The organism is Leisingera methylohalidivorans DSM 14336 (genome assembly GCF_000511355.1).
Lineage (GTDB): Bacteria > Pseudomonadota > Alphaproteobacteria > Rhodobacterales > Rhodobacteraceae > Leisingera > Leisingera methylohalidivorans.
Genome location: NC_023135.1, coordinates 280,677 through 306,622, shown reverse-complemented (window position 1 = coordinate 306,622; position 25,946 = coordinate 280,677). Strand labels below are relative to the sequence as shown.

The window sequence follows — 25,946 nt, the reverse complement described above, 5'->3', positions numbered from 1 at the left end:
CTTGCCATATCCACAGGCCAAAAAATGGAAAAGCAAAATGGTTTTTTGGCCCCTGTGCAGACTGTCCCGGCCTTAATAAGTGGAACCCCGGGATACTGCGGTCTCTTGTCTTAACCGGGCCCTGCGTTTACCCACAGGAACGGCTTCGTTCTTACAGGTTAGCAAAAAATGCCTGCAAATGTAACTTTTATTCTAGGGGGGGCGGCCTCTGGAAAGTCGGCCTTTGCCGAACAGATCTGTATAAACACTGAAAAAGACAGGTTTTACTGGGCCACCGCACAAATTTTTGACAGTGAAATGCGCGAGAAAGTGTCCCGCCACCTCGAGCAAAGGGGTTCGGGGTGGACAACTGTCGAAGAACCGGAAACAGCCAGCCGGGTTCTGGATGCGCTGACCGCCAAACAAGTCTGTCTGATGGACTGCGCCACCATGTGGCTGACCAACCATCTGCTGGCCGGGAATGACCTGTCTCTTGCACAGGAAGACCTGCTGGCGGCAATCGGGCGCTGCCGCGCAGATCTGGTAGTGGTGTCCAACGAAACCGGCCTAGGCATTGTGCCCGAGAATAAATTGGCCCGCCGTTTCCGCGAAGCGCAGGGGCGGCTCAATATCGCATTGGCAACGCGTGCAGATACTGTTGTGCAAGTGACCGCCGGGCTGCCGCTGGTGCTGAAGGGGGCGTTATGACCACCCGGCTGTTCCTGGTGCGGCACGGGCCGACACACGCTAAATGCATGGTGGGCTGGTCGGATCTGCCTGCAGATCTGTCCGACACTTCCGCGCTGAAACGCCTGTCGGATTACCTGCCGGCTGACGCATTAATCGTCTCCTCCGACCTGTCGCGCGCAGTTGATACCGCCAGCGCCATTCAGGGCAGCCGTCAGCGCCTGCCCCATGTCGAGGCGCTGCGCGAAATCCATTTCGGCGCTTGGGAGCTGAGAACCTGGGCCGAGGTGGACGCCGAGGACCCGGACCGGATCCGGGCCTATTGGGAAACGCCGGGCGACGTGACCCCGCCGGGCGGCGAAAGCTGGCATCAGGTCTGTGCCCGGGTGAATGCGGCGGTTGACGGGCTGATCAACGCGAATCAGGGCCGCGACTTGATCGTCGTGGGGCATTTCGGGCAAATTCTGACCCAGATACAGCGGGCGAAGTTACTGACTTCCGAAGAGGCCTTCAGCCATCGGATCGACAACCTGTCGGTCACCGAGGCCACTGTGGGCCGTAATGGCTGGCAGACAGGCGCCATAAATCACCTTCCGTGATGAAATGCATCACAAACATTCCATTTTAGAATGTAAGTTCACGCGGTAGCCTTGCCTCATGTCTTATGAAATCTATATCGGCGACCGCATGTTCTCCAGCTGGTCATTGCGCGGCTGGCTCATGCTCGAAAAATTTACGCTTCCCCATACAGTGCATCTGGTGGGGTTGTTCACAGGAACCATGGCGGAAGAGATGGCGCATCTGGCCCCGGCCCGGCTGGTGCCCGCACTGCGCACGCCAGAGGGCACAGTTGTTGGCGAAAGCCTGGCGATAGCCGAGACGCTGGCCGAACAGAACCCGGACGCAGGGCTTTGGCCCGTGGACCCGTCACAGCGTGCCGCCGCTCGCTGGCTGGCGGCTGAAATGGTCGCGGGCTTTGGCGCGCTGCGCGGCGAATGCCCGATGCAGCTGGCACATATCTACGAAGGGTTTGAGACCTCCGGCGCAGTTCAGGCGGACCTGGACCGGATCGAAACGCTGTTTGCTTTTGCGCGCAACGTTTCCGGCCTGGCAGACGGCTATCTGTTCGGAGATTATTCGCTGGCGGAGGTGTTCTATACCCCTGTTGCCGCGCGCATAATCGGCTACGGGCTGCCGGTCTCTGCCGCAACCCGCACCTATTGCAAGCTGCTGCTGTCCGACCCGGCCGTTCTGCGCTGGCAAGAACAGGCACATGAGGTCAACTACGATCCGGAACCCTATGCGCGGGATCTGCCGCGGCGGCCTTGGACTCTGGATTGAACCGGCCGCCAGCGCGAATTCTGCGTGAATTCGCCCGTCAGCACCCCAAACGTTAACGACTCGGAAACCACGAACGCCAAGCATTTCTCCCTGAACCAGAAGGGGCGGGGAGAAATGACAGCACGGTCCTACACAGTTGCCTTTCAGGGGGTTGAGGCCCGCCTGGTCGAGGTGCAATGCGCCGTCGCTCCCGGCCTGCCGGCGTTTTCCGTCGTCGGATTGCCGGACAAAGCGGTATCCGAAGCCCGGGAACGGGTGCGTGCCGCCTTTGCGGCGATGTCCATCGCCCTTCCCTCCCGCCGGATCACCGTCAACCTGTCACCCGCAGACCTGCCCAAGGAAGGCAGCCATTTCGACCTGCCGATTGGGCTGGCTCTGCTGGCGGCAATTGGCATCATACCAGCGGAAAAGGCCGAGGAGACCATCGCCCTGGGCGAACTGTCGCTGGACGGCCAGCTGATGCCTGTCGCAGGCGCCCTGCCCGCGGCCGTCACCGCAGCAGAGGAAGGGCGGATGCTGCTCTGCCCGAAACCATCCGGCCCCGAGGCTGCCTGGGTCGATGCAGCACAGGTGATCGGTGCCGCCACGCTGACCGAAGTGGTACAGCACTTCACCGGCCAGCGCCGCATTGAACCCTCCGCCCCGGGCGAGGCCGTCAGCGGGCTGGGCGGCAAGGACCTGCGCGACGTCAAGGGCCAGGAACAAGCCAAAAGAGCGCTGGAGATTGCTGCCGCGGGACGTCACCACATGCTGATGATCGGGCCGCCCGGGTCCGGCAAATCGATGCTGGCGGCGCGGCTGCCTTCGATTCTGCCGCCGCTGTCACCGGCCGAGGCATTGGAAACCTCGATGATCCATTCCTTGTGCGGCCTGATTGATGCAGGCGGCATCAGCCGCGCCCGCCCTTTCCGCGAACCGCATCACACCGCCTCCATGGCCGCTATTGCCGGTGGCGGACGGCGGGCGCAGCCGGGGGAAATCAGTTTGGCGCATAATGGGGTGCTGTTTCTGGATGAGCTGCCTGAGTTCGGCCGTCCCGTGCTGGAAACGCTGCGCCAGCCGCTGGAATCCGGAGAGGTGATGGTGGCGCGCGCCAACGCACACGTGAAATACCCCAGCCGTTTCATGCTGGCCGCTGCGGCCAATCCCTGCAAATGCGGTTATCTGGCTGACGCCAACCGCGCCTGTTCGCGGGCACCAATGTGCGGTGCAGACTATCTGGGGCGGATTTCCGGCCCTCTGCTGGACCGGTTCGATCTGCATTTGGACGTGCCGCCGGTGGATGTGTCCGACCTGGAATTACCGCCCAGCGCCGAGGGCTCGGCCCAGGTGGCGCAAAGGGTCGCGGTTGCCCGGGAAACGCAGACAGAGCGGTTCCGCGGCTTCCCTGGATTGCGCCAGAACGCGGATGCCGAAGGCGCTGTGCTGGAGGATATTGCAGCGCCGGATGCCGAAAGCCGTGATCTTTTGCTCCGTGCCGCCGAACGGTTTGGCCTCAGCGCCCGCGGATACCACCGGGTTCTGCGCGTTGCGCGCACCATTGCCGACCTGGCCTGCGAAGACCGGGTGCAACGCCAGCATTTCGCCGAAGCGCTAAGTTTCAGGCTGCCCCCATCCCGGTAAGCCGCCGTCGAAAGCGGATATGGCAAAGGCAGCAGCTTCATCCAATGCAGCCTGCCCCTCCGGCAGATGCCCAGCCATGAATTGCCAGACGTGCGGCACATCCGGCCACAGGCTGAGCCGCACCGCGCCGCCTGTCTCCTCCAGACGCCGCGCCATACGCTGCGCATCCGACAGCAACACCTCGGTATCCCCGGCCTGAATCAGCACCGGCGGCGGGTTTGCGAACTCTGCGAACAAAGGCGAGGCCCGGACATCTGCCGGATCTGCACCTGCCAGATACTGATCAACGGCTTCCTTCATCCGCCCGGCAGGAATGATCACATCCCTGAAGCGGTTGACCTTGATGCTTGCCCCGCTCAGCGTCAGATCGCACCACGGCGACAGCGCAATAAGCCCCGCGGGCCGTTCCCCCTCGGCGAGAAGGCCGGCAAGCAGCGCCAGCGCCAGCCCGCCCCCGGCGCTGTCGCCTGCGAGCAGGATACCGTCAGCCCCATACCCCGTGCAGCGCAAATACCGCCAGGCCGCCCGCGCATCCTCGAAAGCAGCCGGAAACGGTGCCTCTTGCAGCAGCCGGTAATCGGGCACCGCAATCTCCACGCCTGCGGCAAAAGACAGACGCGACAGCATGCCCTGATAAGCGCGGGCGCTGCCCGCCAGATAGGCGCCGCCGTGCAGGAAAAGGATAATCTGCCGGTTCCGCGTCCTGCCAGCGGACAGCAGGTACAACGGCACTGGCGCTGGCCGCCGCAGCAGCCGTGTAAAGGGCAGCGCCGGGCAGAACAGCGGCGCCGCAAGCTCAAAACTCTTGCGCGCCAACTCCGGACTGCTGGTGCACTGCAGCACCGGTTTCATGCCATAACGCATCCATGCGTTTACGGCCCGGCGCTGCCAGCTCATCCGCTGATCTTGGCTTCAATCGCCTGCCAGACCTTTTCAGCGATATTCACGCCGTCAAACCGCTCCAGCTCCTGAATGCCGGTGGGAGAGGTCACGTTGATCTCGGTCAGGTAGTCGCCGATCACGTCAATGCCGACAAAGATCTGGCCCTTTTTGCGCAGCAGAGGTCCGATGGCAGCGCAGATTTCCAGATCCCGCTCGCTCAGCCCGGTTTTCTCGGGCCGTCCGCCCACATGCATGTTGGAGCGCGTCTCGCCCGCGGCCGGCACGCGATTGATGGCGCCGACAGGTTCGCCGTCAACCAGAATCACCCGTTTGTCGCCGTTGCTGACATCCGGCAGGAACTTCTGCACAATCAGCGGCTCGCGGCTGAAACCGGTGAACAGCTCGTGCAGCGAAGTGAGGTTGCGGTCATTGGCATCCAGCCGGAACACGCCGGCACCGCCGTTGCCATAGAGCGGCTTCAGGATCACATCGCCATGCTTTTCCTTGAACGCCTTGATGGTTTGCAGATCGCGGGCAATGGTGGTCGGCGGTGTCAGGTCCGGGAAGGTCAGAACCAGCAGTTTTTCCGGACAATTGCGCACCCAGAACGGATCATTCACCACCAGCGCCTGGTCCTTCAGCATGTCCAGCAAGTGGGTCGAGGTGATGTAGTGCATATCGAAAGGCGGGTCCTGCCGCAGCCAGACCACATCAAACTCCGCCAGATCCACCTCGCGCTCCGGACCGAGAACTGCCGGGGCATCTGCCACCCGCTGCACCGTCATATCGTGGCCGCGCGCGGTGATGCGGCCTTCCTGATAGGCCAGCTGATCGGGGGCATAGTAGAACAGCTCATGCCCGCGCGCCTGCGCTTCTTCAGCCAGGCGGAAGCTGCTGTCCGCGTTGATGTCCACGCCCATGACCGGGTCCATCTGAAAGGCGATTTTCATGGCAGTATCCCTTGTAAACTGGCCGAATACATGGCCCACCCCGCCCCGGGGTTCAATGGGGCAGCTGCGGATCAGTCAAAGCCGAAAGCGTTTTCGATAATCTCCACCGCACCCGTGCCGTTGACCAGCGCCGCGTCGAACCGCACCGGCGTCAGCTGGCCCTGCGGCTCGTTCTCCAGGTATTGCCCGGCGCTGGCATAAATGCGTTCTGCCTGCCGGGGCGTGATGCGCAGGGCGGCAGCGGCACTGGTTGAGCTGTGTTTCACCTCCACAAATACCAGCCCGTCCGGACCGCGCAGAATCAGGTCTATTTCGCCGCCTGCCCCGCGCCAGCGGCGTTCCGCAACGGTGTAGCCACGGTTCTCATAGTGGCGTGCGACAATCTCTTCCGCCGCCTCTCCGGCCAGATGGGCGCGGGCACCGCGATGCTGGCGGGCGCGGGACATGTCTCAGCTGCCCTTGGCCAGCTGCAGCGCCAGCTGGTAGATCTTGCGCCGCGGCAGCCCGTGCATTTCGGCAACAATGCCGGCGGCATCCTTGACTGAATTGCCCTGAAGTGCCGCAAGCAGGTCGCTTTCCAGATCGCCCTCGCTCACCTCGGTCTCTTGCGCCCGGTCAACCAGCAGCACGATCTCGCCCTTGACTGGTTTTTCCTCCAGCCCCGCGGCCAACTCGGCAAGCGGGGCGCGGCGCACTTCTTCAAACTTCTTGGTCAGCTCGCGGCACAGTGCAGCGGAGCGGTTGCCCAGCACCGCGGCCATGTCGGCAACCGAGGCGGCAATACGTTTCGGTGATTCATAAAAGATCAGCGTGCCGGGGATGTCCCGCAGCTCCTCCAGCCGCTTGCGCCGCGCGCCGGAGGCATTGGGCAGGAAACCTGCAAAGAAAAACGCATCCGTAGGCAGCCCTGCCAGCGTCAGCGCGGTTGCCGCCGCCGAGGCGCCGGGGGCGCAGGTGACCGTATGCCCGGCCTCCGCCGCAGCACGGCTTAGGTCAAAACCCGGATCGGCAATCAGCGGCATCCCGGCCTCTGACGCATAGGCAACAGACTTCCCCTCCGCGACCGCCTCCAGCAGTTTGGCGCGGGCGCCTGCGCCGCTGTGGTCGTGGTAAGCAATGATCCGCCGCCCGCTTAAGGGAACACCGTGAATCTCCATCAGTTTGCGCAGCGAGCGTGTATCCTCAGCTGCAAGCACATCGGCCGAGGCCAGCACATCCAGCGCACGCAGGGTAATGTCGCGGGCAGTGCCAATGGGCGTGGCAACAAAGTAAAGCCCCGGGGACAATATGACATTCTGGTGATTCAACGCTGGACCCGCCTTTTTGGTCGTTTATGATCCGCCCTTAAACCCACACGGTGCAGCCGCGCCGGGAGAACGGAGTTTCAAGCCATTATGTTTGCTGTTTTCAAACGCGCCCGCAAGGCGGCACTGACAGCCGCTGCGGCACTTTCCGCACTTGCCCTGACTGCCTGTGACCCGGTTTCCCTCAGCACTGGTCCGACAATCAACACATCAAAACCGGTGCCGGTGGCGCTGCTGGTACCGCGCGGATCAGCCCAGCAGGGCGACAGAGTGCTAGCCCAAAGCCTGGAAAACGCTGCCCGCATGGCGATTGCCGATCTGCAAGGCGTGCAGATTGATCTCCGGGTCTATGACACAGCGGGCGGACCCGAAGTGGCTTCGGGTGCTGCGCAGCAGGCGCTGCAGGACGGCGCCCGTGTCATTCTGGGTCCGGTGTACGCCGAAGCCGCAAATGCGGCGGGCATCGCGGCCCGCCAGCGCGGCGTCAACGTGCTGGCCTTCTCAAACAACCCAGCAATTGCCGGCGGCAACGTCTTTATCCTGGGGCCTACCTTTGACAATACCGCACGGCGGCTGACCCGCTTTGCCGCCCGCAACGGCAAGCAGAACATTCTGATTGTCGGCAGCAATGATGCTGCCGGCCTGGCTGGCCGCACTGCCATTCAGCGCGCGGCCAGCCAGACCGGTGCCAATATTGCAGGCAGCGTCGGCTATGAGCTGTCCCAGCAGGGCGTGATCAACGCCATTCCGGCGATCCGCAATCAATCCCGCCAGGCAGATGCGGTGTTTCTGACTTCGACCACAGCAGGCGCCTTGCCGCTGCTGGCCCAACTGCTGCCCGAAGCCGGTGTGGACCCGGCAGAAAAGCAGTACATCGGGCTGACCCGCTGGGATATTCCGGCCCAGACCCTGGCTCTGCCCGGCGTGCAGGGCGGCTGGTTCGCAATGCCCGATCAGGGCAAGGTTCAGCAGTTCAGCGCCCGCTACCAGGCGAACTATGGCGGATCGCCGCATTCGATCGGCAGCCTGGCCTATGACGGGATTGCTGCAATCGGCGCGCTGGTGGCTGCAGGAAAATCCGACGCTTTGACCGGTGCGGCTCTGACACAAGGCGCCGGTTTTCAGGGTGCCGGCGGCATTTTCCGCCTGCGCCCTGACGGCACCAATGAACGCGGCCTGGCGGTTGCTACCATCCAAGAACAGAAGGTCGTGATCATTGACCCTGCCCCAAGCAGCTTCACCGGCGCCGGGTTCTGAACCCGCTGCCGGCCTCGCGCAGTACGCCGCCGACGGCTTTCCCCAACCGCAAGGGCCGTTGATCTGCGATCCCGCGGACATCTTTGATGCCGCGGCTGTCCGGGCCCGGATCAGAACCTTGGCGGAAGACAGCACCGCTGCGGATCTGCGCGGGGAAACGGTGAAGATCCTGAAGGCGGCAAACAAAGCCGGCCGTGCAGTGATTGCCGAAGCCTTCGCCGCGACCCCCTTTGCGGCGCGGGACCTGACCCGATCCTACACATTCCTGACCGACGGTCTGGTGACCACGGCACTGTATGTCGCGGGCGAATTGCTTCACCCGCTGGCCAACCCGACCCGGGGCGAGCGCATCGCGGTAATCGCGGTTGGCGGTTATGGCCGGGGGGAAATGGCCCCTGCCTCGGACGTCGATCTGCTGTTTCTGACACCCTACAAGATCACCGCCTGGGCCGAGAGCGTGATCGAATCCATGCTCTACATCCTGTGGGACCTGCGGCTGAAGGTCGGCCATTCCAGCCGAACCATCAAGGACTGCATCCGGCTGGGCGGCGAGGATTACACGATCCGCACCGCAATGCTGGAGCACCGGTTCCTGGCCGGCCACGTGCCGCTGGCAAGGGAGCTGGAAAAGCGGTTGAAGGCAGAGCTGTTTTCGCAGGACGCGTCTGACTTCATTGAAGCCAAACTGGCCGAGCGCGACGCCCGCCATCTGAAGCAGGGCCAGCGGTATATGGTTGAACCCAATGTGAAGGAAGGCAAAGGGGGCTTGCGCGATCTGCAATCGCTGTTCTGGATCGCCAAGTACCTTTACCAGGTGCAGGATGCGGAAGACCTGGTGCCGCTGGGCCTGTTCCGCCCCGCTGAGCTGGAGCGGTTTGCCAAAGCCGCGACATTTCTTTGGGCCGTGCGCTCGCATCTGCATCTTGCCACCGGCCGCGCCACTGAGCAGCTGACCTTCGACTTGCAGGTCGAGGTGGCCAGCCGCATGGGATACAAGGACAAGGCCGGCCGCCGCGGGGTGGAGATCTTCATGCAGGAGTATTTCCGCCATGCGACACGGGTCGGCGACCTGACCCGGATTTTCCTGACCAAGCTGGAGGCCAGTCAGCAAAAAGGCGCGCCGCTGCTGGAACGCATCTTCCGCCGGCGCCCGCGGATCAAGCCCGGCTACAAAGTGGTGCACAACCGGCTGGATGTGCTGGATCCGGAAGCATTTCTGACCGACCGGGTGAATTTGCTGCGGATTTTCGAGGAAGCCCTGCGCACCGGTATGCTGATCCACCCCGATGCCATGCGGCTGGTCACGGCCAATCTGCGTCTGATTGATGACGGCATGCGCAACAACAAGGAAGCCCGGCGCATCTTCCTCGACCTGCTGCTCAAGCACGGCAATCCGGAGCGCGCGCTGCGGCGGATGAACGAACTGGGGGTGCTGTCTGCCTTCCTGCCCGAGTTCGAGCCGATCGTGGCAATGATGCAGTTCAACATGTACCACTCCTACACGGTGGACGAACACACAATCCAGGTGATCGCCAATTTCGCCGCCATCGAACGCGGCGAGCTGGAAGACGAGCTGCCGCTGTCCTCGGGTGTGCTGCGCAAGGGGCTGAACCGCAAGGTGCTGATGGTGGCGATGCTGCTGCATGATATCGGCAAGGGCCGGGAACAGGATCACTCGATCCTCGGCGCCCAGATCGCCCGCAAAGTGGCGCCCAGGCTGGGGCTGAAACCGTCTGAATGCGAAACCGTGGAATGGCTGGTGCGCTATCACCTGCTGATGTCCGACATGGCACAGAAACGCGACATTGCCGATCCGCGCACCGTGCGCGATTTCGCCAAGGCTGTGCAAACAGTCAAACGGTTGGACCTGCTGCTGCTGCTGACCGTTTGTGACATCCGCGGCGTCGGCCCGAACACCTGGAACAATTGGAAAGCCGCCCTGCTGCGGGCGCTTTACGGTCAGACCCGCGCGGCGCTTGAAGGCGGCATGGAGGCGCTGAACCGCGAACACCGTGGCGCCTCGGCCAAGAAGGCCCTGCGCGAGGCGCTGAAGGAGTGGTCCAAAGCCGAACTTAAAACCGAAACGGCACGGCATTACCCGCCCTACTGGCACGGGCTGCACGTCACCGCGCATGTGGATTTTGCCGAGATGCTGCGCGACTACACCACCACGGGAGATCCTGGCGAAGTGATGATCCGGCTTTACCCGGATGTGGACCGCGACGCGACCCGCGCCTGTTTCGTGATGGAGGATCACCCAGGCATTTTTGCCCGTATTGCCGGTGCGCTGGCGCTGGTCGGGGCCAATGTGGTGGATGCGCGCTCTTACACGACCAAGGACGGATACGTGACCGACGCCTTCTGGATTCAGGACAGCGAAGGCCACCCCTTCGATCCGATGCGCCTGCACCGGCTTAAGCAGATGCTGGAGAAGACCCTGAAGGGCGAAGTGATCACCCGCGACGCTCTGAAATCCCGCGACAAGATCAAGAAACGGGAGCGCGCCTTCAAGGTGCCGACCCATATCACCTTCGATAACGACGGCTCGGAGATCTACACCATCATCGAGGTGGATACGCGCGACCGCCCCGGGCTGCTGTATGATCTGGCCCGGGCGCTGGCGTCGGCCAATGTCTATATCGCCAATGCGGTGATTGCGACCTACGGCGAGCAGGTGGTGGATGCCTTTTATGTCAAGGACATGTTCGGCTTGAAATATTACGCCGACTCCAAGCAGCGGACGCTGGAAAAGAAACTGCGCGAGGCTATCGCCGCTGGTGCAAAACGGGCGGATACATGAAGCCGATCAAACTGCTATCTGGGTTCCTGACCGTCGGGTTCTGGACATTGGCCAGCCGTGTGCTGGGCTTTGCGCGCGAGATCCTGATTGCCGCCTTTATCGGCCCCGGTCCGGTGCTGGACGCCTTCATCGTGGCCTTCCGCCTGCCCAACATGTTCCGCCGTTTCTTTGCAGAAGGCGCTTTCAACGCGGCCTTTGTGCCTGCCTTTTCCAAGCGGTACGAGGCCGGTGAGGATGCCAGGCACTACGCACAGCAGGCGTTCAATCTATTGGCCGCTGCGGTGCTGGCCCTGGTGGGGCTGGGCATGGTGTTCATGCCGGGGCTGGTCTGGCTTACGGCAGGCGGGTTTGTGGGCGATGCCCGTTTCGGCATGGCGGTGGGCTACGGCTACATCGTCTTTCCCTACATTCTGTTCATGTCGCTGGCGGCATTGTTTTCCGGGGTTCTGAATGCCACCGGCCGCTTTGCCGCCGCCGCCGCCGCACCTGTCCTCCTCAACATATTTGCCTGTGCGGCCATGGCTGCCGGCGCCCTGCTGGGCGGCGAAGTCGTCCTGTGGCTGGTCTGGACAATCCCGGTTGCGGGTGTCGCTCAGCTGGCCCTGGTTTGGGCGGCCGCGGCGCGTGCAGGCATTGTCCTGCGCCCCGGCCTGCCCCGCTGGAACTCCGAGATGCGCAACCTCGTCCGCGTCGCCGTGCCGGCTGCGCTGGCCATGGGGGTCACTCAGATCAACCTGGTGGTCGGGCAATACGTGGCCTCTGACATCGAAAAAGCGGCCAGCTGGCTGTTCATCGCCGACCGGCTGTACCAGCTGCCATTGGGCGTTGTCGGTATTGCTGTCGGCATCGTGCTGCTGCCTGCTCTGTCGCGCCGTCTTCGGGCCGGGGACAGCACCGGTTCGCAAGACGCCCTGTCGCGCGCAGGAGAATTCTCGCTGCTGCTGGCAGTGCCCTCTGCCGTCGCCTTTATTACCGTGCCCGTGCCGCTGGTCTCGGTCCTGTATGAGCGCGGCGCGACCGGCCCCGAAGATGTAGCGGCTATTGCCATTGCGGTCGCCATATATGGCGCAGGCCTGCCGGCCTTCATGCTGCAAAAGGTGCTGCAGCCGCTTTACTTTGCCCGCGAGGATACCAAGACCCCGTTCCGCTATGCGCTGGTGGCGATGGCAGTGAACGCCGCGCTGGCCTTTGGCCTGAAGCCTGTGCTGGGCTGGATTGCCCCCGCGATTGCCGCCTCTGCCGCAGGCTGGATGATGGTGGCGCTTTTGGCGATCGGTGCCCGCCGCATGGGGGAAGAGGCCCGTTTTGATGCCCGCTTCCATACCCGCGCCTGGCGCATCGTTGTTGCCTCAGCCGCAATGGGCGCGGTTCTATACACCGTCACCTCGGCAGCGGGCTGGCTGTTTACGCTGGATTACTGGCGCTACTTGTCCCTGCTGGGCCTGGTGGCACTGGGCGGCACGGTCTATTTTGCCGCCGGCCAGGCCCTTGGCGCCTTCCGGCTGTCCGAATTCCGGACTGCTTTCAGCCGCCGGAAGCAGGTCTGACCCCTCGCACCCGCTCCGGCGAACCCCGCAGCGCGCACATGCGCTCTGCCCGGCCCAACGGCTGGAATTGCCCCGCCAGAGGCTGTGACAGCCGGCGGGAGCGCCCCCGGGTTCAATCGTGGCGAATACGGTTGCGGATACGCGCCCAGCCCCCGGGTGCCAGGAAAAACGACAGCCCGAACCCGGTGGCAAAGCCTGCCAGATCCGCGACCCAGTCCTTTTGCCCGCCAAACAGCAATCCAAACAGCAGCTGTGCCCCCATCAGGAAAGCTATCAGCGAAAATGCCCGGCTCTGCTGAGCACCGACCGAGGCCAGCGAGCGCCACAGCAGGAAGGTAAATGCCCCGATAAGCCCGTAAACCGCCGGGAAACCGCCGATCAATGGCTGGCCTCCGCTGACCAGAAGCGCATAGCCCAGCGCACCGCCTGCACCGGACAGCATAAAGATGATCACCATCGCCAGATCGCCCATCACCTCGCCCACCATTTTGCCCATTGCCAGCACAAATACACAGACAAACAGCGCGTGGGAGAAGGCGCCGTGCACAAAGGGATACGATACAAAACGCAGCAGATGCTCCGGCAGCCAGCGCCCGCTTTCCTGCATCCACCAGAAGATCTCGCTGGAAAACGCATAGGACTGGATTGCCTCCAGCCGCCAGCCGATCGCCTCCGGCCCGCCCAGGATCCCGCGGGCGCCGAGCGAGAACACCGCTTCGATCGCGATGATGATCAGCACCAGCGCCACCACGGCGGCGGGCAGCGGGTTGACGGGGGCCCGGTTGACTGGGGTATTGGGGGGCTGGCTGCTCATCCGGGCTCCTTGCGGCGCGGAATCCCCCGCGCCTGTTGACCTATCCAAGCCCCATGGGTAAGCCACCGGGGTTGCTATTTCCAGACGGGAGTTACGCCTAGATGAGCGAAACCACATTCACCCCGCGCGTCTTTTCGGGGATTCAGCCCTCCGGCAACCTGCACCTGGGCAATTATCTCGGTGCCTTGAAGCGGTTCGTCGACTGGCAGGCCAATGATGTGGAGACCATCTATTGCATGGTCGACCTGCATGCGATCACCGTCTGGCAGGATCCTGCCGATCTGCGGAAATCCACCCGTGAACTCTGTGCAGGCTTCCTGGCTTCTGGCCTGGATCCGGAGAAATCCATCCTGATAAACCAGTCCCAGGTACCCGAGCACGCGCAGCTGGCCTGGATCTTCAACTGCGTCGCCCGCATGGGCTGGATGCAGCGGATGACCCAGTTCAAGGACAAGGCCGGCAAGAACGCGCAAAACGCCTCGCTTGGGCTGCTGGCCTATCCGTCGCTGATGGCGGCGGACATTCTGGTCTACCATGCCACCCATGTGCCTGTGGGCGAGGATCAGAAACAGCATTTGGAACTGACCCGCGACATCGCCGCCAAGTTCAATCATGACTATGGCGTCGATTTCTTCCCGATGACCGAACCGGTGATCGAGGGCGCCGCCACCCGGGTGATGAGTTTCCGCGATGGCTCCAAGAAAATGTCAAAGTCCGACCCGTCGGACGCCAGCCGCATCAACATGACTGATGATGCCGACACCATCGCCAAGAAGATCCGCAAGGCGAAGACTGATCCGGAAGGGTTGCCGTCCGAAGCCGAGGGCCTGGAAGACCGCCCCGAAGCGCGCAACCTGGTTAATATCTACGCCGCCCTGAACGAGCAGACCGTAGATCAGGTGCTGGCGGATGTCGGCGGCAAGCAGTTCTCGGAATTCAAGCCGATGCTGGCGGATCTGGCCGTGTCGAAACTGGCACCGATCTCGACCGAAATGGCCCGGCTGATGCAGAACCAGGATGAGATCGACAAGATCCTGTCCCGCGGCTCGGAGCGCGCGCGCGAAATCACCGCGCCGATCCTGCGTAAGACCTATGACATCGTCGGCATGGTTCCGCCCGTAAGCCTCTGAAACGGCCTGCTGCTGGCGGAAACCAGCCAGACCACAGCCGCCCCTGCCGGGGCGGCTTCTTTTTTGCCGGGATGCGCGGAAACTTTTCCTGCTCTCAGCGGTTACCTCCGTACGGCCCCGTGCCGGAGCAAGGAAGGAACCGCAATGAAACCGGGAATTTTCAAATCGACCACGGCGCTGGCAGTGATGGTCTCGCTGGCAGCCCCGCTGCCCGCCCTGTCGCAGGACAAGGGCAACAAGCGTATTGACCTCACCGAGATGACCAACGCCGAGATCGGCGAACTGGTCGAGCGCTGCCGGAACCGCGCCGAGCGGCGGCAGAAGGAACTGGCCGCAGGCGAAGAAGTCCAAGATAAAAAGGGCCGGATTGCCAAGTTCTGCAAGGCCTATGCCACCGGCGCCTTTGACGCCGGCCTGCCGGGTGAACTGCAATCCGCCAGCGTTCTGGCCAGCGCCGCAGAGATAACTGCCGGAACTGAGGCTGAAGCCGGGGCAGAGGCCTCCGGTTCTGAAGCAGGTGTCGAGGCCGGTTCTGAGGCCGGTGCCGAAACGGAGGCGGCCACCGAAGCAGAGCCTGCCGCAGACTCTGCGACCGCCCAGGAATCGGATGAGGCCGCGGCTCTGGCAGAGGCACTGGAACAGCAGACCGAAGCGCAGGCCGGCGCACAGAACGGGCAGGCCGAAGCAGACCAGCCCGCCGAGGCAACCGCTGCTGACCCGGCCCCGTCGCAGAGCGAAGCCAGCGAGCAAACTGACAACCCCGAACTGGTTGAACTGGACAGCCAGGCCCAGGCGGACGCTCAGGCCGCAGCTGAGACGGACACCGCAGCAGCTGCCGCAGCCGCGGCGGAAAACACCGGCGGCAAGGCCGAGGTGATCGAGGAAACGGTGACCGAAGACACCGTGCGCAGTTCGGACGAGGAGTTTGAAACCGAAGCCGGCGAAAACGCCCGGGCTGCGGCTGAAGCCCCCGCCCCGCAGGCCAATAGCGCCCCGGAACAGGATGACGGCGGCCTGTCCGATCAGCAGCGCAACGCGCTGCTTGGCCTTGGCGCCCTGGCCATCGGCACGCTGCTCAACAATGGCGGCAAGGTTGTCTCCAACACCGGCGACCGCGCCATCGTGGAACAGGACGGCCAGTACCGCGTCCTGAAGGACGACGACGCGCTGCTGCGCCAGCCGGGCTCCAACGTGACCACCTACCGGTTCCAGGACGGCTCCACCCGCACTGTGGTCACCCGCGATAACGGGGTTGAGGTGGAAACCATCCGCTCCGCCGAAGGCCGGGTGCTGCGCCGCACCCGTATCCTGCCTGATGGCCGCAGCGTAGTTCTGTTCGACGACACCCAGAAGGCCGAAAAGGTCGTCGTCAACGAGCTGCCGCAGGTTCAGGACAACCGCCGCGCCTTCTCCAGCACCGGCACAGTCTCAGCAGAAGACCTGGCCGCAGCGCTGGCCGCGCAGCAGGCACCGGAAGTGGGCCGCAGCTTCTCGCTGGCGCAGATCCGCAATATTGACGCCGTGCGCCGGCTGGTGCCGGTGATCAACGTGGATTCGGTGAATTTCGACACCGGCTCTGCGGTGATCCGTACCCACGAGGCCGAAGAACTGGCGGCCCTGGGCAACGCGCTGCGTGAATTGGTCGACCGCAACCCGGGCGAAGTGTTCCTGATCGAGGGGCACACCGATGCGGTGGGTGCAGCCACCTACAATCTGGCGCTGTCCGACCGGCGCGCTGAAACCGTGGCGCTGGCTCTGACGGAGTATTTCGACGTGCCGCCGGAAAACATGGTGGTGCAGGGCTATGGCGAAAGTGATCTGACCGTGAGGACACTGGCCGCTGAACGCGCCAACCGCCGCGTCGCCGTGCGCCGCATCACGCCGCTGCTGGGCAGCGAAGGCTGATCGTTTAGCAAGATCAGTTGCGCCCGGGGGGCTGCCCCTCCGGGTGCTTCCCGGTCTCTACTCCACCGGTGTCCTGCGCCGGGACATGAGCCCGTACTTCAAGGCAAAAGACCTGATCGAGAACCGGCGGCCAAAGGATTTCAGTTGCGGCCGGCCCGACTGGCGGTCGAATTCATGGATGTCTATCACCCGTTCGGCGCAGCCGCAGCCCTCGCCCAGCCCGACCTTTTTGTAGTAGAACTTTTCGAAACTGTCAGAGTTTGCCATGCCGCCCTCCTTGAGGTCCGCAAGTCTAGTGCAGGCCGACGCAAACGCAAAAGAAACTCTGCGGCGTTTTCGGGTCACGCTTCCGTGCTGAACATCAAGGGCGTCAAAGGCCCTTGATTCCATTCAGAACCAGATCTGCCGCCAGCCGCGCATAGTCCTCGCGCGCCTTGGAGCCCGCACCGGAATTCCACATGTAATACCAGTTCAACATGCCGAAGACCGACATGGTTGCGCCGCGCAACTTGGCATTTTCGCCCTCGAACACCTCCGGAGCCACCGCCGCCAGCGCGCTGCTGACAACCTGCACCATCTCGCGCTGGTAAGCGCGCAGCAGCTTCTTCTGATCCTCCGGCAACGCCCCCATGGCGCTGATCTGCACCTGATGCTCGTGGTCCGCGCCCTGATAGGCCAGCATGATCTCCGACACAATACGGCGCAGCCTGTCCTCCGGGCCGCAGACCTCCGCCTCCACCCCGCAAACCCGGTCGCGCAGGTCGCAAAGATAGGTATCAAGAAGGCCGAAAAGCACGGCATCCTTGCTGTCGTAATAGTGGTAGATGTTCGCCTTGGAGATCCCGCATTCCCGCGCCAGCTGTGTCATCGACGCGCGGTCATAGCCCGCTTCCGCAAACACCTTGGCTGCGGATTTCAGGATCTGGGTGCGTTTCTGATCATGGTCTTTTGCGATGGTGCGGGCCAAAACTCACTCCCTCATTCAGGACTTGCCACGGTTGTCGACGACGCGTTTGGCCTTGCCCTGGCTGCGCTCAACCGATCCAGGGTCGCCTACAATGATCTCGGTGGAAACGCCAATCATATCCTTGATCCGCTTGGTCAGCATCCGTGCCGCGGCGGTTCTGCTCAGCTCATCCGTGGCATCCGGATTTGCCTCCACATAAACCCGCATCGCATCCATCCGCCCGGACTTGTAAAGCTCGATCTGGTAATGCGGCGCCAGCCCGCCGGTAGCCATCAGCTGTTCTTCCACCTGACTGGGGAAGACATTGACGCCGCGCAGGATGATCATGTCGTCGCTGCGGCCAGTGATCTTTTCCATCCGCCGCATCGAGCGCGCGGTGCCCGGCAGCAACCGCGTCAGATCGCGGGTGCGGTAGCGTATCATCGGCAGGCCTTCCTTGGTCAGCGTGGTGAACACCAGCTCGCCCATCTCGCCATCCGGCAGTACTTCGCCGCTCTGCGGGTCAATGATTTCCGGAAGGAAGTGGTCTTCCCAGATCACCGGGCCGTCCTTGGTTTCAACGCATTCATTGGCCACACCCGGCCCCATAATTTCGCTGAGGCCGTAGATGTCGACCGCGTGCATATCGAAGGCCTGTTCAACCTCCTTGCGCATCGCATCGGTCCAGGGTTCGGCGCCAAAGATGCCGACCTTCAGCGAGCTTTCACGCGGGTCCAAGCCAACCTTGTGAAACTGCTCCAGAATGTTGAGCATATAGGAGGGCGTCACCATGATCCCGTCGGGCTTGAAATCGGTGATCAGGCCGACCTGCTTTTCGGTCTGCCCGCCGGACATCGGCACGACGGTGGCACCCAGCCGTTCGATCCCGTAGTGGGCGCCCAGCCCGCCGGTGAACAGCCCGTAGCCATAGGCGTTGTGCACCATATCGCCCTTGCGCAGGCCTGCCGCACGCAAGGACCGCGCCACCAGATCCGCCCAGTTGCTGATGTCATTCGCCGTGTAGCCCACAACTGTCGGCTTGCCGGTAGTGCCGGAGGACGCATGCAAGCGGATGATCTCACTGCGCGGGACGGCGAACAGGCCAAAGGGATAATTGTCCCGCAGGTCATTCTTGTAGGTGAAGGGAAACTTGGCGAGGTCCTTCAGTTCCTGCAGGTCGTCCGGATGCACGCCTGCCTCATCGAACCGCTGCTTGTACATCGGCACGTTGTCATAGGCATGGCGCACCGACCACTTCAGCCGCTCGAGCTGCAGGCTGCGGATTTCGTCGATCGAGGCGATCTCAATCGGGTCCAGTTCACCCTTCTTGGGGCTCAGGTCTTCCATAGCGTCCTCCACACCTTATGCGTCAAACAACTGGCCTTTGACCGCCCGGGAGAATCCCCGGAATTCGGCGATCTGCTGGCCGTTCTGATTGATTACAGTCACGTCATAAATACCGCTGCGCCCCGTCAGGGAAATCTCGCGGGCCTTGGCGGTCAGCCTGTCGCCAAGCCGACCCGGCGCGGTGAAGCTGATCACGTTGTGCTGCGCCACGGTGGCCTGGTTGCGGCTGTTGCAGGCAAAGGCAAAGGCGCTGTCGGCCAGCATGAAGGTCACACCGCCATGGCAGATGCCGTGGCCGTTGCAGTGGTGCCGGGCGATGGTCAGCTCCAGCGTCGCCTCGCCCTCATCCACATGGGTGATCTCCATCCCCGCCCATTTCGAAGCGTGGTCATCCGCCCACATGGCGGCAGCAGATTTTTCAGCGCGTTCTTTCGGGGTCATGGTCACCTGCCCTTGAACGCTGGTGCGCGTTTTTCCAGGAAACTGGCCACGCCTTCAGCATAATCCGAACTTTCGCCGCAGGTTTTCATCGCGTCGGCTTCGATATCCAGCTGATCGGACAGCGTGTTGACCGCCGCCGCCTGAAGGCACTGCTTGGTCAGTCCCAGGCCCAGAGTGGGGCCGTTTGCGAATTTCTCTGCCAGCGCGCGGGCCTCAGCCATCAGCTCGTCATCGGGCAGCGCCTTCCAGATAAGCCCCCAGTCTTCGGCCTTTTTCGCAGGCAGCGGTTCGGCGGTCAGCGCCAGCCCCTTGGCCCGCGCTTCGCCCAGCAGCCGCGGCAGATGCCAGCTGCCGCCGGTGTCGGGAATCAGGCCAACCTTGGAGAACGACTGGATGAATTTGGCGCTCTCACCCGCCAGCACCATGTCGCAGGCTAACGCCAAATTGGCCCCGGCCCCGGCGGCCACGCCATTGACCGCACAGATCACCGGAAAGTTCAGCGACCGGATCAACCGCACCAGCGGCGCATAGAATGTGCGCACGGTCTTGCTCAGGTCCGGCGGCCCGTCCATCTTGCGCGGATCGCGGTCGCCCAAATCCTGGCCCGCGCAAAAGCCGCGGCCCGTCCCGGTCAGAAGCACTGCACGGGCACCCCCATCACGCGCCGCTTCCAGCGCGCCACGCAAGGCGTTGTGCATCTCCTCGTTGAAACTGTTCAGCCGGTCCGGGCGGTTCAGGGCAATCTCCACCCAGGTCCCGTGATCCTCTACCAGAATCGTATCGCTCATCGTTCCCTCACCCTGTCAGCGACGCATTTGACAAACACCTTGCATAAACCGACCGGACGGTCAATATATCTCAGCATCGGATTCCAGCCAGCCGGTTCCCACCGGCGTGACGAAAAGGACAGCATCATGAGCCTTCTTGAGATTTCCAGCTTTGCAGCGGGCCGATGGGTCGCACCGGGTGCAGGCGCCCGCAACATCGCCAGCGCCATCACCGGCAAGGTGATCGCCAGCGCCGGCAATGACGCGCTCGATGTGCAGGCGATGCTCGACTACGCCCGTACGGTCGGCGGGGCCAACCTGCGCAAACTGACCTTCCACGACCGAGCCCGGATGCTGAAGGCGCTCGCAGGCCACCTGAACAAGCACAAGCAGGCGCTGTATGACCTCAGCTTCGACACCGGCGCCACCCAGTCCGATCACATGATCGACATCGACGGCGGCATCGGCACCATGTTTGTGTTCGCCTCCAAAGGCCGGCGCGAGATGCCCGACGGTCATGTCTACCTCGACGGCGATGTGGAGCAGCTGAGCCGCAACGGCACCTTCCTGGGCCAGCACATCTGCACCCCGCTGCGCGGTGTCGCGGTACATATCAACGCCTTCAACTTCCCGGTCTGGGGCATGCTGGAGAAGCTGGCCCCCACACTTCTGGCAGGTGTTCCGGCCATCGTGAAACCCGCCACCAACAGCTGCTACGTCACTGAACTGGCGGTGAAGCTGATGCTCGACAGCGGCATCCTGCCCGAAGGCGCACTGCAGCTAGTGTCGGGGGGCTTGGGCGACATGCTGGACCACCTGACCATGCAGGACGTTGTCAGCTTTACCGGCTCGGCGCAAACCGCGCTGAAGCTGCGCGCCAACCCGGTGATTCTGGAAAACTCGGTCCGCTTCGTCGCCGAGCAGGACAGCCTCAACGCCTCGATCCTTGGCCCCGATGCGCAGCCCGGCACGCCGGAGTTCGACCTGTTCGTCAAGGAAGTCAGCCGCGAGATGACCACCAAGGCGGGCCAGAAATGCACCGCCATCCGCCGCATCATCGCGCCGCAGGCGCAGGTGGATGCGGTGATCGAGGCACTGTCGGCCCGCCTCTCCAAAACAACAATCGGCGACCCCCGTCTGGAAACCACCCGCATGGGTGCGCTGGTCTCCAACGGCCAGAAACGCGACGTGCTGGAAAAGGCCGCGATCATCGGCCGGGAAGCGGAACGCGTCTTTGGCAATCCGGACAGCTTTACCGTCGACGGCGCTGACGCCGACAAAGGCGCCTTTGTCCCGCCGATGCTGTTCCACTGCGCCGAGCCGGACAAGGCGCAGCGCGTGCACGACACCGAGGCCTTTGGCCCCGTCTCCACCATCATGGGCTACCGAGATCTGGACCACGCCATCGATCTGGCCAACCGCGGCCAGGGCTCGCTGGTGGCCTCGGTCATCACCCACGACCCGGCCGTCGCGCGCAAGGTTGCCATTGGCGCCGGCGCATATCACGGCCGCCTCTACTTCAACAACCGCGACTCGATGAAGGAAAGCACCGGCCACGGCTCCCCCCTGCCCCATATGGTGCATGGCGGCCCCGGCCGCGCCGGCGGCGGCGAGGAACTGGGCGGCGTGCGCGGCGTCAAACACTACATGCAGCGCACCGCCATTCAGGGCTCGCCCGACATCCTGTCGGCGATCGGCGAAAAATGGGTGCCCGGCGGCACCGAGGTCAAAGGCCCGGCGCACCCCTTCACCCGCAAGTTCGGCGAGCTGGCGATTGGCGAGACCCTGCTCACCGCGCCCCGTACCGTGACGCTGGAGGATATCGAAACCTTCGCCCATTTCACCGGCGACACCTTCTATGCCCATATGGACGACGCGGCCGCCAAGCGGAACCCGTTCTTCCCGGGCCGGGTTGCGCATGGCTACCTGCTGTTGTCCTTTGCCGCCGGCATGTTCGTGCAGCCGGACGAAGGCCCGGTTCTGGCCAACACCGGCCTGGATAATCTGCGCTTCATGAAACCCATTTCCGCGGGCGAAAGCATCAAGGTCCGCCTGACGGTCAAGAAAAAGACCCCGCGCAATGAGGAATACGGCGAAGTCCGCTGGCACGTCACCCTCACCAATCAAGACGACGAGATTGCAGCGGAATATGAGCTGCTGACCATGAACGCCTTTTGAACCAATGTTAAAGCAGCAGGCAGCGGTAACGCGGCTCCCGCCCGGACTGGTCTAACCCGTCCGGGCGGACTATGTTTATCGCTATGAACGAACAGCTAAACCCCTGGTTTGACGCCACCGTCCAGCAACTGAATGACCCCCAGAACCAGCGGGTCTGGTCGGTGATTGTGTCGCTGTTCGGCGATCTGGCCCAGGAAAAAGGCGCCCGGATCAGCGGCGGCGCCCTGACACGCATCATTACCCCGATGGGAATCAAGCCCGAGGCAATCCGGGTAGCCCTGCACCGGCTGCGCAAGGACGGCTGGATCGAAAGCGCCCGCGCTGGCCGTGCGTCAATCCACTATCTGACCGAATACGGCCGCAACCAATCTGCCGCCGTGACGCCCCGGATTTACGGCCGCAGTGCCGCGGCGCCGGGCGACTGGCATGTGCTTATCGCCGAGGACGGCACCGGCCAAAGCACTCTGGACGACGTTCTGCTGCTGCCTAACTATGTAAGCGTGAACCGGACCACTGCCCTGGGGCATGGACCGGTACCGCACACTCTGGATGACCTGATGGCCGCAGAGGTCAGCAGCATCGCCGTGCCAGGCTGGCTGAAGGCACGCTTGTTCCCTCTGCAACTGTGTAAAGCCTGCAAGGAATTGCAGCAGGACCTGGAACAAATCACACCGCCGCCATCCCGGCTGACCCCGGCTCAAACCGGCACTCTGCGCACCTTGATCGTACACCGCTGGCGCCGCGTCGTTCTGCGCCATCCGGATTTACCGCCCGGCTTTCATCCTGCGGACTGGGCAGGTGAAACTTGCCGCGCACTGGTGTTTGGCCTGCTGGACCAGCTGCCCCTGCCCGAACTGGCTGCCCTTGACGCTCCGATTGACTAAGGGCCCGCCAGACTTGGCTTACCGCCGCCTCCCGCGGCTTGCCTTGCTGGCCTATGACGCGCACCTCCTCCGGCATAAGCACTTATTTTAGATCAACATAATTTACAGCCTGAACAAAACTCCGGGAAATCCGGAATTCTTCCGCTTTTCTGCTTGACCCGACCGGCAGCATTCCGTAAATCGCGTCCACACAGCGAGCGGCGGAGTAGCTCAGTTGGTTAGAGCAGCGGAATCATAATCCGCGTGTCGGGGGTTCAAGTCCCTCCTCCGCTACCACAACTCACTGTTTTCAAACGATTATTCAGGATCGTTTGCCTGCGAATGACTCCCCAGATAAGTTACACACGATCAGGACGTGACGCGTGTCTGGAAATTCAAATAACAAAATCTCTAAGCTGAAGCAGGTCCGAACCGGACTGGCGATCTATCAGACAGGCCGTAGCCCGTTCTGGTCCGTGCGCCTCTGGGATCCGGTCGCGAAGAAGTACGTCCGAAAATCTACCAAAGAAGTCAGCAGGATAGAGGCGGCAGAAGCCGCAATCGAGTTTGCGGATCCGTACAAAAAGAACGTCGACCCATCCCTGGCAGCCATGAAGGACCGAAGATTCTAGTCGTATGCCCGCAAGCTAGACGCATTCAACAAGGCCAAGCGCGGGAATGAACGAAGCTATTCCGACGGCCACAAGATTCTGTTTCGCAAAGGTGACGGCCTGATCTCATATTTCGGCAAGTTCGAAGTCGCCAAAATCACTTCAGGCGATATGCTGGACTAGCCCGTTCATCTCGATTCCCGACGCCCTGCCCCGCCAGCGAACTCGACCAAGGCGGCGGAATGCATGATGGTGCGGCAGGTTCTGGTGGCCGCGGCGGGCCCGGATCCGGACAAAGAAGGCGTGGAGCGGAGCCAGTGCCTTTGCCACGGCCCGGGCTGCCCCGGCCAGCATCGCGCGGGCATGGCTGCGCCCGGCCTTGCTGATCCGGCTATGTTGGGCGGGCTATGTTGGGCGGGCTCCAAACCGGGTTGGCGCCCCCGCGGGTTCAGCCCGAAATAGCTCACCAGTTTCCGGGGAGAGGCGAACCGGGCGATGCTGATGATCGCCGCCATCAGCCCGGAAGCCACCGTCGGATTGACGCCGGTGATAGCCAGAAACCTCCGGAACGGTTCGTCCTCCAGCGCGTCCTGGGCGATGTCGCGGCCGAGTTGGGCGAGATCTGCCCCGAGCCGGGCCGGCTCCCGGATATGACGCGCAATCGCTGCCCGTTCGTCCTCCGGCACCGGCTGGCCGTTCAGCCAGTCGCGGCCGCGCTTGTTGAAGAGATCGGCATGCGGGCATTTGGGGATCAGATGCGCGGGGCAGGATGGCATGCACCTCGCTCTTGATCCGGGTCCGGTGCCGGACAACCTGATAGCGGCGCGCGACAAGCCTGCGCATCCCTTCTGTGGCTGCATCCGGGGGCCGGATTTCCGGCAGGCAACCGGCCGCATACAGGCTGGCCAATGTGCCTGCACCGACCTTGCCGGTCTTCACATGGGCATGGGCATGGGCATGGGCGATTGCCTCGACCTGAAGCGGCTTGGCAATCACCACCAGATTCACATGGGGCGACAGGATCCGGGACACTGCCATGCAGTTTCCGGTCGCCTTGATCACGCGTCGCATGCGCTCCTCCCTTGCCAGTGACAAAAGCGGGAGCGGCGGGCGGCACGGCACCTGCGGATTCGCGCGCTCGGCGCAACCCGACGCGCCGCAGAAGCGGCCGGCTATTACCACGCGCTCGCGGCTCATCGTATACATCGGCCTGCCCGCATCTTCGTGCTCCCGGTGCCTCTGCCGCGGATGCTCGCAGCATACAGCCCGGACCGAGAACCGGGGCCGAACTTTGGCACCAGGATCTGCATACCGGTTACAAATCCAATAGAGAGCACATTCGCCACCGTGCGTCGTTGCACCGGCAATACCAAAGGCTGCCTCAGCCGCAAGACCGGGCTGGCCATGGCGTTCAAGCTGATGATGTCAGCACAGGGAAAATGGCAATAGCTGAACGGGGCAAACCGGATACCCGAGATCATTCAGGGCATTGCCTTCATCGACGGGATCAAACAAATTCTAACCGCCGCCTGATCACGCCGTTACCAACTTTCTGGCATAGCTCGACCCCGGTCTACGAAACGGTGACTGGCGATGGCCGTCTGATGCCAATGGGGGGCCTGCGCACCTTGCAGAGCCAACATGGCGGCCGCGTGACGACCGTTCTTGTGCAGCAGGGTTCGGAGGTTCGGGCCGGGGATCCGCTGGTCACCTTCGACCGGTCACGCGGCCTGCTGCAGCTGGAACAGCTGAGAGTGCGCGAAGCGGCGCTGCGCCTGGAACTGGAAATGGAACTGGAAATGAACTAGCAGTCTGCGATCCTGAATGGCACGGGGTTTACGCCCTACAGCAGCTGGAAGGCCGTCCTGAGCCAAAACCAACAGGTTTCCTTTCTGGCCGAAGCCGCCGCGACCAAGACCAGGCCGAATTGAGCCTGATTGAGGTGCGCGAACAGATTGATGTTGTGACGGCCAGGAAGCGGACTGCGGAAAGCCCGGCGCGAAAAGCCGAATACCATTCCGGCCGAAAAGGTTCGGCAGCCCGTACCGTGGTCGTCACCGAAGCCAAGCTGGCCGAACGCGGCGAGGAAATCGCCCGCTACCGGCTGCGCGCCGGCTGCGGTGTTCTGATCACCCCGGTTGACTGCGTGGTCCAGGCTGTCGAGGTCGACACCAAAGGGAAGGTCATCGGACCGGGCGGAACCGTGGCTGAAATTGTCCCTGACGGGGTGGAATTATTTGCCGAAGCCCAGATCCCGGCCAGCCGGATCGGCGGTATCGTACCCGGCTTTGAAGGCGCGTTGACACTGCTGACCTTCGACGCCTCACAGTTCGGGCCCCTTGCAGACACAGTTGTATCCGTTTCCTCCAGTTCAGATATCCCGGACAGCCGCGAAGCTGTGTAAATGGCGCGGATGCGCATCACGCCGGAACCGGGGACTGGACTGCAGGAACTGAAACTGCGGGCCGTCTTGTCGGTTTCCGCGGACATCAGCCTCGGCAGCAAGACGGTGCTCGAATACTTCCTCAAACCTTTGCGGGCGATCCGCATTGCCGCTTTCTCGGAACAATGACC

General features: G+C 62.9%; 25 protein-coding genes, 1 tRNA gene and 2 pseudogenes. 16 read left to right on the top strand and 12 right to left on the bottom strand.

All coding sequences use genetic code 11. From position 1 onward, the window contains the following. The first annotated feature begins 168 nt into the window (after window positions 1-168). The 4 genes from cobU to METH_RS01590 all read left to right on the top strand — a co-directional run bounded on the left by cobU (window position 169) and on the right by METH_RS01590 (window position 3,630). Window positions 169-687, top strand: a complete 519-nt coding sequence (cobU, locus tag METH_RS01605) for a bifunctional adenosylcobinamide kinase/adenosylcobinamide-phosphate guanylyltransferase (protein ID WP_024088647.1) — start codon at window positions 169-171, stop codon at window positions 685-687. Further along, window positions 684-1,265, top strand: coding sequence for a histidine phosphatase family protein (locus METH_RS01600; RefSeq protein WP_024088646.1), 582 nt, complete (start codon window positions 684-686; stop codon window positions 1,263-1,265). The genes cobU and METH_RS01600 overlap by 4 nt, the downstream gene beginning before the upstream one ends. A 58-nt stretch (window positions 1,266-1,323) precedes the next feature. Next, the gene (locus METH_RS01595; protein ID WP_024088645.1) at window positions 1,324-2,007 is read left to right on the top strand and encodes a glutathione S-transferase; all 684 of its coding nucleotides are present in this window, start codon (window positions 1,324-1,326) and stop codon (window positions 2,005-2,007) included. Between the two features lie 114 nt (window positions 2,008-2,121). Beyond that, window positions 2,122-3,630: a YifB family Mg chelatase-like AAA ATPase gene (locus METH_RS01590; RefSeq protein ID WP_024088644.1), complete on the top strand. Its 1,509-nt coding sequence runs from the start codon at window positions 2,122-2,124 to the stop codon at window positions 3,628-3,630. Here the strand turns inward: METH_RS01590 and METH_RS01585 are convergent. From METH_RS01585 to rsmI, 4 genes are all read right to left on the bottom strand, one after another. Further along, on the bottom strand, window positions 3,601-4,494 hold the full coding sequence (locus METH_RS01585; RefSeq protein WP_245602944.1) for an alpha/beta hydrolase fold domain-containing protein: 894 nt from the start codon (window positions 4,492-4,494) through the stop codon (window positions 3,601-3,603). The genes METH_RS01590 and METH_RS01585 overlap by 30 nt on opposite strands. 29 nt (window positions 4,495-4,523) lie before the next feature. Next, window positions 4,524-5,462, bottom strand: a complete 939-nt coding sequence (gshB, locus tag METH_RS01580) for a glutathione synthase (protein ID WP_024088642.1) — start codon at window positions 5,460-5,462, stop codon at window positions 4,524-4,526. A 71-nt stretch (window positions 5,463-5,533) separates the two neighbouring features. Further along, entirely contained in the window at window positions 5,534-5,908 is a 375-nt protein-coding gene (locus METH_RS01575; protein ID WP_024088641.1) for a YraN family protein, read from the bottom strand. Between the two features lie 3 nt (window positions 5,909-5,911). Continuing rightward, window positions 5,912-6,769 carry a 16S rRNA (cytidine(1402)-2'-O)-methyltransferase gene (rsmI, locus tag METH_RS01570; protein WP_024088640.1) on the bottom strand — a complete coding sequence of 286 codons (858 nt, stop codon included), beginning with the start codon at window positions 6,767-6,769 and terminating at the stop codon, window positions 5,912-5,914. Window positions 6,770-6,856: 87 nt separating this feature from the next. On the opposite strand from rsmI, the gene METH_RS01565 reads away from it, so the two are divergent. Genes METH_RS01565 through murJ form a run of 3 tightly spaced genes read left to right on the top strand, consistent with a single transcriptional unit; the run spans window position 6,857 to window position 12,370 of the window. Continuing rightward, entirely contained in the window at window positions 6,857-8,023 is a 1,167-nt protein-coding gene (locus tag METH_RS01565; RefSeq protein ID WP_024088639.1) for a penicillin-binding protein activator, read from the top strand. Further along, window positions 7,983-10,823 (top strand): [protein-PII] uridylyltransferase, encoded by a 2,841-nt coding sequence (locus METH_RS01560; protein WP_024088638.1) that lies wholly within the window; start codon window positions 7,983-7,985, stop codon window positions 10,821-10,823. Before METH_RS01565 ends, METH_RS01560 begins: the two co-directional genes overlap by 41 nt. Next, window positions 10,820-12,370, top strand: a complete 1,551-nt coding sequence (gene murJ, locus METH_RS01555; RefSeq protein WP_024088637.1) for a murein biosynthesis integral membrane protein MurJ — start codon at window positions 10,820-10,822, stop codon at window positions 12,368-12,370. The genes METH_RS01560 and murJ overlap by 4 nt, the downstream gene beginning before the upstream one ends. Window positions 12,371-12,482: 112 nt before the next feature. Here murJ and METH_RS01550 read toward each other — a convergent pair whose 3' ends face one another. After that, the gene (locus METH_RS01550; RefSeq protein ID WP_024088636.1) at window positions 12,483-13,184 is read right to left on the bottom strand and encodes a rhomboid family intramembrane serine protease; all 702 of its coding nucleotides are present in this window, start codon (window positions 13,182-13,184) and stop codon (window positions 12,483-12,485) included. A gap of 101 nt (window positions 13,185-13,285) precedes the next feature. Between METH_RS01550 and trpS the strand changes: the two genes are divergently transcribed. Then, the gene (gene trpS / locus METH_RS01545; protein WP_024088635.1) at window positions 13,286-14,314 is read left to right on the top strand and encodes a tryptophan--tRNA ligase; all 1,029 of its coding nucleotides are present in this window, start codon (window positions 13,286-13,288) and stop codon (window positions 14,312-14,314) included. Window positions 14,315-14,458: 144 nt separating this feature from the next. After that, a complete protein-coding gene (locus tag METH_RS01540; RefSeq protein ID WP_024088634.1) occupies window positions 14,459-16,219 on the top strand; it encodes an OmpA family protein in 1,761 nt (586 codons plus the stop codon). 57 nt (window positions 16,220-16,276) lie between these two features. Here the strand turns inward: METH_RS01540 and METH_RS01535 are convergent, their stop codons facing one another. The 5 genes from METH_RS01535 to paaG form a co-directional block, all read right to left on the bottom strand. Next, complete coding sequence (locus METH_RS01535; protein ID WP_024088633.1) at window positions 16,277-16,486, bottom strand: hypothetical protein; 210 nt, start codon at window positions 16,484-16,486, stop codon at window positions 16,277-16,279. 103 nt (window positions 16,487-16,589) lie between these two features. Then, a complete protein-coding gene (locus METH_RS01530) occupies window positions 16,590-17,186 on the bottom strand; it encodes a TetR/AcrR family transcriptional regulator (protein ID WP_024088632.1) in 597 nt (198 codons plus the stop codon). A gap of 15 nt (window positions 17,187-17,201) precedes the next feature. Continuing rightward, complete coding sequence (gene paaK, locus METH_RS01525) at window positions 17,202-18,512, bottom strand: phenylacetate--CoA ligase PaaK (RefSeq protein WP_024088631.1); 1,311 nt, start codon at window positions 18,510-18,512, stop codon at window positions 17,202-17,204. A 15-nt stretch (window positions 18,513-18,527) separates the two neighbouring features. Next, window positions 18,528-18,953 (bottom strand): hydroxyphenylacetyl-CoA thioesterase PaaI, encoded by a 426-nt coding sequence (paaI, locus tag METH_RS01520; protein ID WP_024088630.1) that lies wholly within the window; start codon window positions 18,951-18,953, stop codon window positions 18,528-18,530. 2 nt (window positions 18,954-18,955) lie between these two features. Beyond that, window positions 18,956-19,741 carry a 2-(1,2-epoxy-1,2-dihydrophenyl)acetyl-CoA isomerase PaaG gene (gene paaG / locus METH_RS01515; protein WP_024088629.1) on the bottom strand — a complete coding sequence of 262 codons (786 nt, stop codon included), beginning with the start codon at window positions 19,739-19,741 and terminating at the stop codon, window positions 18,956-18,958. Window positions 19,742-19,867: 126 nt separating this feature from the next. Here paaG and paaZ point away from each other — a divergent pair, with 126 nt between their 5' ends. The 3 genes from paaZ (at window position 19,868) to METH_RS01500 (ending at window position 23,058) form a co-directional block, all read left to right on the top strand. Continuing rightward, window positions 19,868-21,898: a phenylacetic acid degradation bifunctional protein PaaZ gene (gene paaZ / locus METH_RS01510; protein ID WP_024088628.1), complete on the top strand. Its 2,031-nt coding sequence runs from the start codon at window positions 19,868-19,870 to the stop codon at window positions 21,896-21,898. Between the two features lie 83 nt (window positions 21,899-21,981). Then, entirely contained in the window at window positions 21,982-22,782 is an 801-nt protein-coding gene (locus METH_RS01505) for a PaaX family transcriptional regulator C-terminal domain-containing protein (RefSeq protein ID WP_024088627.1), read from the top strand. A gap of 199 nt (window positions 22,783-22,981) precedes the next feature. Next, window positions 22,982-23,058: transfer RNA gene (locus METH_RS01500), tRNA-Met, on the top strand. 502 nt (window positions 23,059-23,560) lie between these two features. On the opposite strand, the gene METH_RS24645 is transcribed toward METH_RS01500, so the two are convergent. Further along, window positions 23,561-24,148, bottom strand: coding sequence for a transposase (locus METH_RS24645; RefSeq protein WP_245602943.1), 588 nt, complete (start codon window positions 24,146-24,148; stop codon window positions 23,561-23,563). A 43-nt stretch (window positions 24,149-24,191) separates the two neighbouring features. Then, window positions 24,192-24,410 (bottom strand): annotated as a pseudogene (locus METH_RS25330) (hypothetical protein); the annotation flags it as partial. A gap of 270 nt (window positions 24,411-24,680) precedes the next feature. Between METH_RS25330 and METH_RS22910 the strand changes: the two are divergent. From METH_RS22910 to METH_RS23720, 4 genes and pseudogenes are all read left to right on the top strand, one after another. Then, window positions 24,681-24,905, top strand: a pseudogene (locus METH_RS22910) (IS256 family transposase); the annotation flags it as partial. Between the two features lie 119 nt (window positions 24,906-25,024). After that, on the top strand, window positions 25,025-25,180 hold the full coding sequence (locus METH_RS01485; RefSeq protein ID WP_169731231.1) for a PTS sugar transporter subunit IIA: 156 nt from the start codon (window positions 25,025-25,027) through the stop codon (window positions 25,178-25,180). 119 nt (window positions 25,181-25,299) lie between these two features. Then, entirely contained in the window at window positions 25,300-25,776 is a 477-nt protein-coding gene (locus METH_RS01480) for a putative HlyD family type I secretion protein (RefSeq protein WP_024088624.1), read from the top strand. After that, window positions 25,777-25,944 carry a hypothetical protein gene (locus METH_RS23720; protein ID WP_024088623.1) on the top strand — a complete coding sequence of 56 codons (168 nt, stop codon included), beginning with the start codon at window positions 25,777-25,779 and terminating at the stop codon, window positions 25,942-25,944. It abuts the gene before it with no gap. The last annotated feature ends 2 nt before the right edge of the window (window positions 25,945-25,946 follow it).

Coding starts and splice junctions, on each gene's coding strand:
- paaK (WP_024088631.1), bottom strand. CDS start 18,512: ATGGAAGACCTGAGCCCCAAGAAGGGTGAACTGGACCCGATTGAGATC.
- METH_RS01540 (WP_024088634.1), top strand. CDS start 14,459: ATGAAACCGGGAATTTTCAAATCGACCACGGCGCTGGCAGTGATGGTC.
- paaI (WP_024088630.1), bottom strand. CDS start 18,953: ATGACCCCGAAAGAACGCGCTGAAAAATCTGCTGCCGCCATGTGGGCG.
- paaZ (WP_024088628.1), top strand. CDS start 19,868: ATGAGCCTTCTTGAGATTTCCAGCTTTGCAGCGGGCCGATGGGTCGCA.
- murJ (WP_024088637.1), top strand. CDS start 10,820: ATGAAGCCGATCAAACTGCTATCTGGGTTCCTGACCGTCGGGTTCTGG.
- METH_RS24645 (WP_245602943.1), bottom strand. CDS start 24,148: ATGCCATCCTGCCCCGCGCATCTGATCCCCAAATGCCCGCATGCCGAT.
- paaG (WP_024088629.1), bottom strand. CDS start 19,741: ATGAGCGATACGATTCTGGTAGAGGATCACGGGACCTGGGTGGAGATT.
- METH_RS01595 (WP_024088645.1), top strand. CDS start 1,324: ATGTCTTATGAAATCTATATCGGCGACCGCATGTTCTCCAGCTGGTCA.
- METH_RS23720 (WP_024088623.1), top strand. CDS start 25,777: ATGGCGCGGATGCGCATCACGCCGGAACCGGGGACTGGACTGCAGGAA.
- METH_RS01535 (WP_024088633.1), bottom strand. CDS start 16,486: ATGGCAAACTCTGACAGTTTCGAAAAGTTCTACTACAAAAAGGTCGGG.
- METH_RS01585 (WP_245602944.1), bottom strand. CDS start 4,494: ATGCGTTATGGCATGAAACCGGTGCTGCAGTGCACCAGCAGTCCGGAG.
- METH_RS01550 (WP_024088636.1), bottom strand. CDS start 13,184: ATGAGCAGCCAGCCCCCCAATACCCCAGTCAACCGGGCCCCCGTCAAC.
- gshB (WP_024088642.1), bottom strand. CDS start 5,462: ATGAAAATCGCCTTTCAGATGGACCCGGTCATGGGCGTGGACATCAAC.
- METH_RS01575 (WP_024088641.1), bottom strand. CDS start 5,908: ATGTCCCGCGCCCGCCAGCATCGCGGTGCCCGCGCCCATCTGGCCGGA.
- METH_RS01565 (WP_024088639.1), top strand. CDS start 6,857: ATGTTTGCTGTTTTCAAACGCGCCCGCAAGGCGGCACTGACAGCCGCT.
- cobU (WP_024088647.1), top strand. CDS start 169: ATGCCTGCAAATGTAACTTTTATTCTAGGGGGGGCGGCCTCTGGAAAG.
- METH_RS01590 (WP_024088644.1), top strand. CDS start 2,122: ATGACAGCACGGTCCTACACAGTTGCCTTTCAGGGGGTTGAGGCCCGC.
- trpS (WP_024088635.1), top strand. CDS start 13,286: ATGAGCGAAACCACATTCACCCCGCGCGTCTTTTCGGGGATTCAGCCC.
- METH_RS01505 (WP_024088627.1), top strand. CDS start 21,982: ATGAACGAACAGCTAAACCCCTGGTTTGACGCCACCGTCCAGCAACTG.
- METH_RS01600 (WP_024088646.1), top strand. CDS start 684: ATGACCACCCGGCTGTTCCTGGTGCGGCACGGGCCGACACACGCTAAA.